Raw genomic sequence first — 5,433 nt, 5'->3', positions numbered from 1 at the left:
ATCCACGACAGCCTCCTCCAACTCACCACCTGCCTCATCCAACACCGACGCACCCAAACCTTCTGTTAGCAGTTCTAAGGGCTATCAGGCCGCGTCAAGGGGCAGGCCCCGGACGAAGGGCTGCGGCGGGCCGGTCGGTGCCCCTTGACCCGGCCTGATCGGGCTGCGCCCGGTCGATGGGATGGAGCCACCAGGCCGCCCCGTATGCAGGGAGAGACGCCACTACCCGCCGGTGCCGGTGAGCGCACCGGGTTCGGCTTCAGTGCCCGCCGGTGCGAGTTGCCGAACACGGTGCGCGCTTCCGTTCGTGGTGCGCGGCGAACTGACCCGATGGCGACACGAGCCCCGCACAGCGTCAAGCCGCAGAAAAACATCTTGGGCGGACCGCTTCAGCGCCCCCAACCCGTAGGGCAGCGATCCGCCCAAGATCTTTTTCTGGACGCGGCTTGACGCTGTGCGGGGCTCGTGTGGTTCCGCCATCAGTTCGCCGCACCCCCCCACCGCCAGGGAGCCACCGTGCAGTTCCTCATCCACGCCGTCCGTACCTGCGACCGCTGCGCGACGCGGTTCCGGTGCTGGGAGCACCTGGCGCAGCTCTGCGACGACTGCCGCCCCACGCCCCGGCCGGTGGGACAGCTCGCCCTGTTCCCGCCCCGCCTGGCACGCGGCGAGCGGCGACTCACCCGCTGAACCGGGCACGGCCCGCCGCCGACAAGGTGGCGGGCCACCCCTGCAAGCAGGCTTCACCCAGGCCCGGCCCAGGCCGTCTACAGGCCGTGAGACGGTCGGAAACCCCCTGTTCCAGTCAGTACCACTCAGAACCATTCGCACTGGTCAGAACGCCCGCACGGACATTGCCACACGTCAGCAAACCCCGGTGAGAAGAACGGACCGTTCGACCAACTAGATGAGGCAAACGGTCCGTTCACTCCCACCCGACCCCCCGAGTCAACGGACCGTACGACCAACCAGATCAGGCAAACGGTCCGTTCACCCCGACCTGCTTCCGGGCTGGACGAGGTGAACGGACCGTTCGTCCACCGGGGGCGCGGGTCGTCCACCTCCCACCAGGGTTCCGCGGCAGCAGCCGCTCCCCACCGCGCACACCGCACCGGTCGAGGGCAGGAGACGACCGGAGCCGAGCTCGGATTCAGGCGGCGAGGTCCGCCGCGAGCCGATCCGCGGCGGTGCGGGGTTCGCGGCCGAGGAGTTCGGCCAGCAGCGAGCCCGGTTCGGCGAAGTACCCCTCCCGCGCCGCCTGGTAGTAGGTGAGCAGGAGCCGAGCCGCCGGCTCCGGCACACCGCCCGCGATCTGGTCGGCGACCCACCGCTCGTCGTCCACGACGATGCGCTCGACGGTGCGGCCGGTGACGTCGGAGACGATCCGGCTGAGGTCGTCGAAGGTGACGGCGTTCGGCGCGGCGAGGGTGGCGGGACCGTCGAGGACGCGGTCACCGGCGAGGAGGGCCGCGGTGGCCTCGGCCACCTCGTCGCGGTCGGTGTACGCAACGGGACCGTCGTCCGGCCCGGCGATCACGCCGGTCCGCCGCCACGGGCCCAGGACCTGGTCGAGCGGGCCGTAAGCACCGTTGCGCAGCGCGGTCCAGTCGACTCCGGAGCCGGCGAGGAACGCCTCGGTGGCGACGTGGATGTCCGAGGGCCGGTACGGGTTGCCGGGGACGGCGCCGTGCTGGCTCGTGTAGACGATCCGCCGAGCACCGGCCGCGACCGCGGCTTCGACGGCACCGCGGTGCAGGCCGACGACGTCGGCGGCCGGATCGTTGCCGGACACCAGGAGGACCTGATCGGCACCGGCGAACGAGTCGCGCAGGGCGGCCGGGTCCTCGTAGGAGCCCCGGCGCACCCGCACGCCGCGGTCGGCGAAGTGCCGCGCCCGGGTGACGTCGCGGACGCTGACGCCGATCCGCTCGGCGGGCAGGCGTTCCAGGAGGTGCTCGACGACGGCAGCTCCCAGTCCGCCGGTGGCGCCGGTGACAACGATCATCTTCTCGACCTTTCCGAGCATCCGCCCCGGTGACCGACGCTCCGCACAAGTTGACCCGAGGGGTCAGCTTCGCTTCCGCCACGACCGTAAGTAAACTGACCAGGAGAGTCAAGTTAAGGCGACAGGAAGAGGCGACGATGCCCGGCGCGGTACCCCCGGAACCCCAGTTGCGCGCCGACGCCCGGCGCAACTCCGAGCAGATCCGCTCCGCCGCGATCGGCGCCTTCCGAGGACGAGGCCTGGCCGTGCCGCTGGAAGAGGTCGCCAAGGCGGCGGGCGTGAGCAAGGCGACGATCTTCAACCGGTTCGGCGGGCGGATCGGCCTCATCGAAGCCGTCATCGAAGAGGTCGTGACGAGCGAGCTGTCCGCCGTCATCGACCGCGCACGGGCCATCGACGACGCCGGTGAGCGGATCGAGCACTACCTCACCGCGATCCGCGACCTCCAGTACCGCCAGCCCGCCTTCAACGACGTCCTGCTGCAGGCGTACCCGGACTCGCCGCAGCTCGTGGAGATCTGCCGCGCCGGCAGCGAGGCCAACGAGGAACTCGTCGCGGCGGCCCGCACCTCCGGCGCGCTGCGGCCGGAGTTCACGGCGAGCGACCTGCACGCGCTCGTCCACGACAACGCCCTCGCCCTCAAGCACGGCCGGCGGCCGCTCCGGGAGGACTACGACCGCCGCACCACGTACCTCCTGGACGGGATCCGCGGACGCTGACGCACCATCACCCGCGACAGGAGTGAACGGACCGTTCGTCCAACTAGACGAGGCAAACGGTCCGTTCACCCGCGGCGAGCGGCGCTCCAGAGCCGTCCGGTATGCCCGTTCCTCGCGTACGCTGGCAGGAGATGATCTCGGAAACCGAGATCGGCATCGGCCGCCACCAGGAGGTCCACAATGGACTTGGGCAAGCTGTTCAACTCGCTGTCCCCCGCCAAGCACAGCCACCGCTCCTCCCGCGACAGCAGCGACCGGCACCGCCACCACCGCGGGCACAGCGGGTCCAGCAGCGACCACCGCCGCCGTCGCCGCGACAGCTCCAGCCGCAGCGGATCCGGCCGCCGACGCCACCGCAGCCGCAGTTGAGCGCTGCACCGGCCCCGGAAGAAGCCAGCTCGTACTACGACGAAGGCGACTGGGGCCCGCCCGGGCCCGCCCTCGGACCGGGCGAGCACCTGGCCCCCGGATACCGCGTGATCTCGTTGCTGCGGCGGGGAAATCGCCTCGACGTCTACGACCTGTGGAGCGAGGAGCGCGACTGCCGCTGCATCGGCAAGACGCTGCGCCCCGAGCGCGCCGCCGACCCGACCGCCGCCGAACGGCTGCGCGAGGAGGGGGCGCTGCTCGGGTCGCTCACCCACCCGAACCTGGTGCGCGGCTACGAGACCCTGCTCAGCGGCGAGCCCGAGCGGCCCGCGGTGATCACCGAGACGCTGCCCGGCGCGACGCTGAGCCACCTGCTGGACGAGCACGAGCGGCTGCGGCCGGTCGACGCGGCGATCCTCGGCGTGCAGCTGTGCTCCGCGCTCGGCTACCTGCACCGGAAGGGCTGGGCGCACCTCGACGTGAAGCCGTCGAACGTGATCTCCACCGGCGGCCGGGCCGTGCTGCTCGACCTCAGCCTCGCCTGCCGCATCGGGGAGCGCAGCTCCGCCGGAACCTTCGACTACCTGTCGCCGGAACAGGCGCGCGGCGGGGAGATGACCGCGGCGACCGACGTGTGGGGCCTCGGGATCACGTTGTGGGAGGCGCTGTCCGGAGCTCCGCCGTGGGCGGAACACTCGCACCACCGCGGCGCGGACGGGGTGCGGCACTACCCGCAGCTCACGTCCGCCCCACCGCCGCTGCGCACCCGGCGGCGGCTGCCGGCGCGGCTGTCCCGCACCTTCGACGCCTGCCTCGCACCCGACCCCGGCGCCCGCCCCACCATCACCGAGGTCGCGGACCGCCTCATCACCTGGTCCGGCGTCGACCCCGCGGCCTGACCCGCGGGGAACGGCCCGCTCGCGATCGAACGAGCCGTTCCCCGCGGTGGTTCAGGAGCGCGGCGCGGAACCGAGGCGCACGGCCGAGACCAGGAAGAAGATCCCGCCGAGCAGCGCGTACCCGGCGACGTTCGCCAGCGACGCGTCCGGCTTCCCCGCCATCAGGAAGAACGAGGCTCCCGCCAGCACCGAGATGCCACCGCTGGCGATCATCGCCCACTGCCCGCCCAGCCGAAGCCGCCGCACGGCCACCCCGAGCTGCACCGCACCGGCCACGACCGCCCACGCGCCCCACACCCGCAGCACCGCCGGGATGCCCGAGGTGAGCGCGACGATCAGACCGGCCGCGGCCAGCGTGCTGATCGCGATGTTCACGTAGAGCCCCGCCGCGGAACCCCGGGACGAGCGGGCGTCGACGATCGCCGCCGCCACGTCGAACACCGGGTACAGCACCAGCAGCACCGCCGTCAGCGGGCCGAGGCTGGACGCGGTCAAGAACACCAGGACCGCCCAGACGAGGGCGAAGCCGAAGCGCACGAAGTAGAGGCGGCGCAGCGTCGCCGCGACACCGGTCGAAGCGGCGGGGGCGGTGGCGGTGGTCATGGCGGGTTCCCTTCATCGAGGAGGCTCGCATCGAGCCCCAGGAAGAAAGACCGTTCTCTCTCCCGATGGGGGAAGCGTGGCAGACCGCTCCGCAGAATGCAAGAACGATCGTTCTTTCTGCTACGGTGGCCGCATGGCGACGACGCGCACCGAGGACCCGAATCCGCGCGGCCGGTCCGAAGCCCGCGACCGGCTGCTGGCCACCGCCAGCGCGCTGTTCTACGGCGAAGGCATCCGGGCCGTCGGCGTCGAACGCATCCTCGCCGAAGCGCCGACCACGCGAGCCACGTTCTACCGGCACTTCCCCTCCAAGGAAGCGCTCGTGCTCGCCTACCTCCGCGACGTCGACGCGCACATCCGCGCCGGCGTGCGCACCGCCGTCGACACCGCGCCGAGCCCCGCCGACGCGGTCCGCGCGATCGGCGACGGAGTCGCCGCCGACCTCGGCAGGCCCGAATTCCGCGGCTGCGCATTCCTCAACGCCGCCAACGAATACCCCGAACCCGGCAATCCCGTGCGCCAGGTCGTGCTCGACCACCGCGCCTGGTACGTCGCCGAGCTCACCGCGCTGTTCGCGCAGGTCTTCGGGGGCTCACCGCGCCGCGGCAAACCGGAGCACGCCGCGCGGCACTTCCTGATGATGCGCGACGGCGCGATGACCGGTGCGCACATCGACGGCGCGGAGAACGTCGGCGCCGCCTTCCAGCGCGGGGTCGAAGGACTGCTCACCGTGCTGCACTGAGTTCTCCGGCCACGGTGTTCTCCGGCCACGGTGTTCTCCGGCCACGGCCGGGCGGAATTCCGGGCTGGGCCCGGGATTCCGGGGTGGGCCCGGGAT

At 71.9% G+C, this 5,433-nt stretch carries 7 protein-coding genes; 5 read left to right on the top strand and 2 right to left on the bottom strand.

Annotated elements, in window-relative coordinates; all coding sequences use genetic code 11:
- The first annotated feature begins 516 nt into the window (after positions 1 to 516).
- Positions 517 to 690, top strand: coding sequence for a hypothetical protein (locus tag LCD31_RS27960; protein WP_224963057.1), 174 nt, complete (start codon positions 517 to 519; stop codon positions 688 to 690).
- Positions 691 to 1,150: 460 nt separating this feature from the next.
- Here the strand turns inward: LCD31_RS27960 and LCD31_RS27955 are convergent, their stop codons facing one another.
- Positions 1,151 to 2,005 carry an NAD(P)H-binding protein gene (locus LCD31_RS27955; RefSeq protein WP_224963055.1) on the bottom strand — a complete coding sequence of 285 codons (855 nt, stop codon included), beginning with the start codon at positions 2,003 to 2,005 and terminating at the stop codon, positions 1,151 to 1,153.
- A gap of 137 nt (positions 2,006 to 2,142) precedes the next feature.
- Between LCD31_RS27955 and LCD31_RS27950 the strand changes: the two genes are divergently transcribed.
- The 3 genes from LCD31_RS27950 (at position 2,143) to LCD31_RS27940 (ending at position 3,992) form a co-directional block, all read left to right on the top strand.
- Positions 2,143 to 2,724 (top strand): TetR/AcrR family transcriptional regulator, encoded by a 582-nt coding sequence (locus LCD31_RS27950; protein WP_224963053.1) that lies wholly within the window; start codon positions 2,143 to 2,145, stop codon positions 2,722 to 2,724.
- A 180-nt stretch (positions 2,725 to 2,904) separates the two neighbouring features.
- Complete coding sequence (locus LCD31_RS27945) at positions 2,905 to 3,093, top strand: hypothetical protein (RefSeq protein WP_224963052.1); 189 nt, start codon at positions 2,905 to 2,907, stop codon at positions 3,091 to 3,093.
- The gene (locus LCD31_RS27940; protein WP_224963050.1) at positions 3,090 to 3,992 is read left to right on the top strand and encodes a serine/threonine-protein kinase; all 903 of its coding nucleotides are present in this window, start codon (positions 3,090 to 3,092) and stop codon (positions 3,990 to 3,992) included. The genes LCD31_RS27945 and LCD31_RS27940 overlap by 4 nt, the downstream gene beginning before the upstream one ends.
- A 51-nt stretch (positions 3,993 to 4,043) precedes the next feature.
- On the opposite strand, the gene LCD31_RS27935 is transcribed toward LCD31_RS27940, so the two are convergent.
- The gene (locus LCD31_RS27935) at positions 4,044 to 4,595 is read right to left on the bottom strand and encodes a hypothetical protein (protein WP_224963048.1); all 552 of its coding nucleotides are present in this window, start codon (positions 4,593 to 4,595) and stop codon (positions 4,044 to 4,046) included.
- 133 nt (positions 4,596 to 4,728) lie between these two features.
- Here LCD31_RS27935 and LCD31_RS27930 point away from each other — a divergent pair, with 133 nt between their 5' ends.
- Positions 4,729 to 5,337, top strand: a complete 609-nt coding sequence (locus LCD31_RS27930) for a TetR/AcrR family transcriptional regulator (RefSeq protein WP_224963046.1) — start codon at positions 4,729 to 4,731, stop codon at positions 5,335 to 5,337.
- The last annotated feature ends 96 nt before the right edge of the window (positions 5,338 to 5,433 follow it).

Source organism: Saccharopolyspora sp. 6M (genome assembly GCF_020176775.1).
Classification (GTDB): domain Bacteria; phylum Actinomycetota; class Actinomycetes; order Mycobacteriales; family Pseudonocardiaceae; genus Saccharopolyspora_C; species Saccharopolyspora_C gregorii.
The sequence above is the reverse complement of the archived record's forward strand: the minus strand, read 5'-3'. Positions and strand labels throughout refer to the sequence as shown.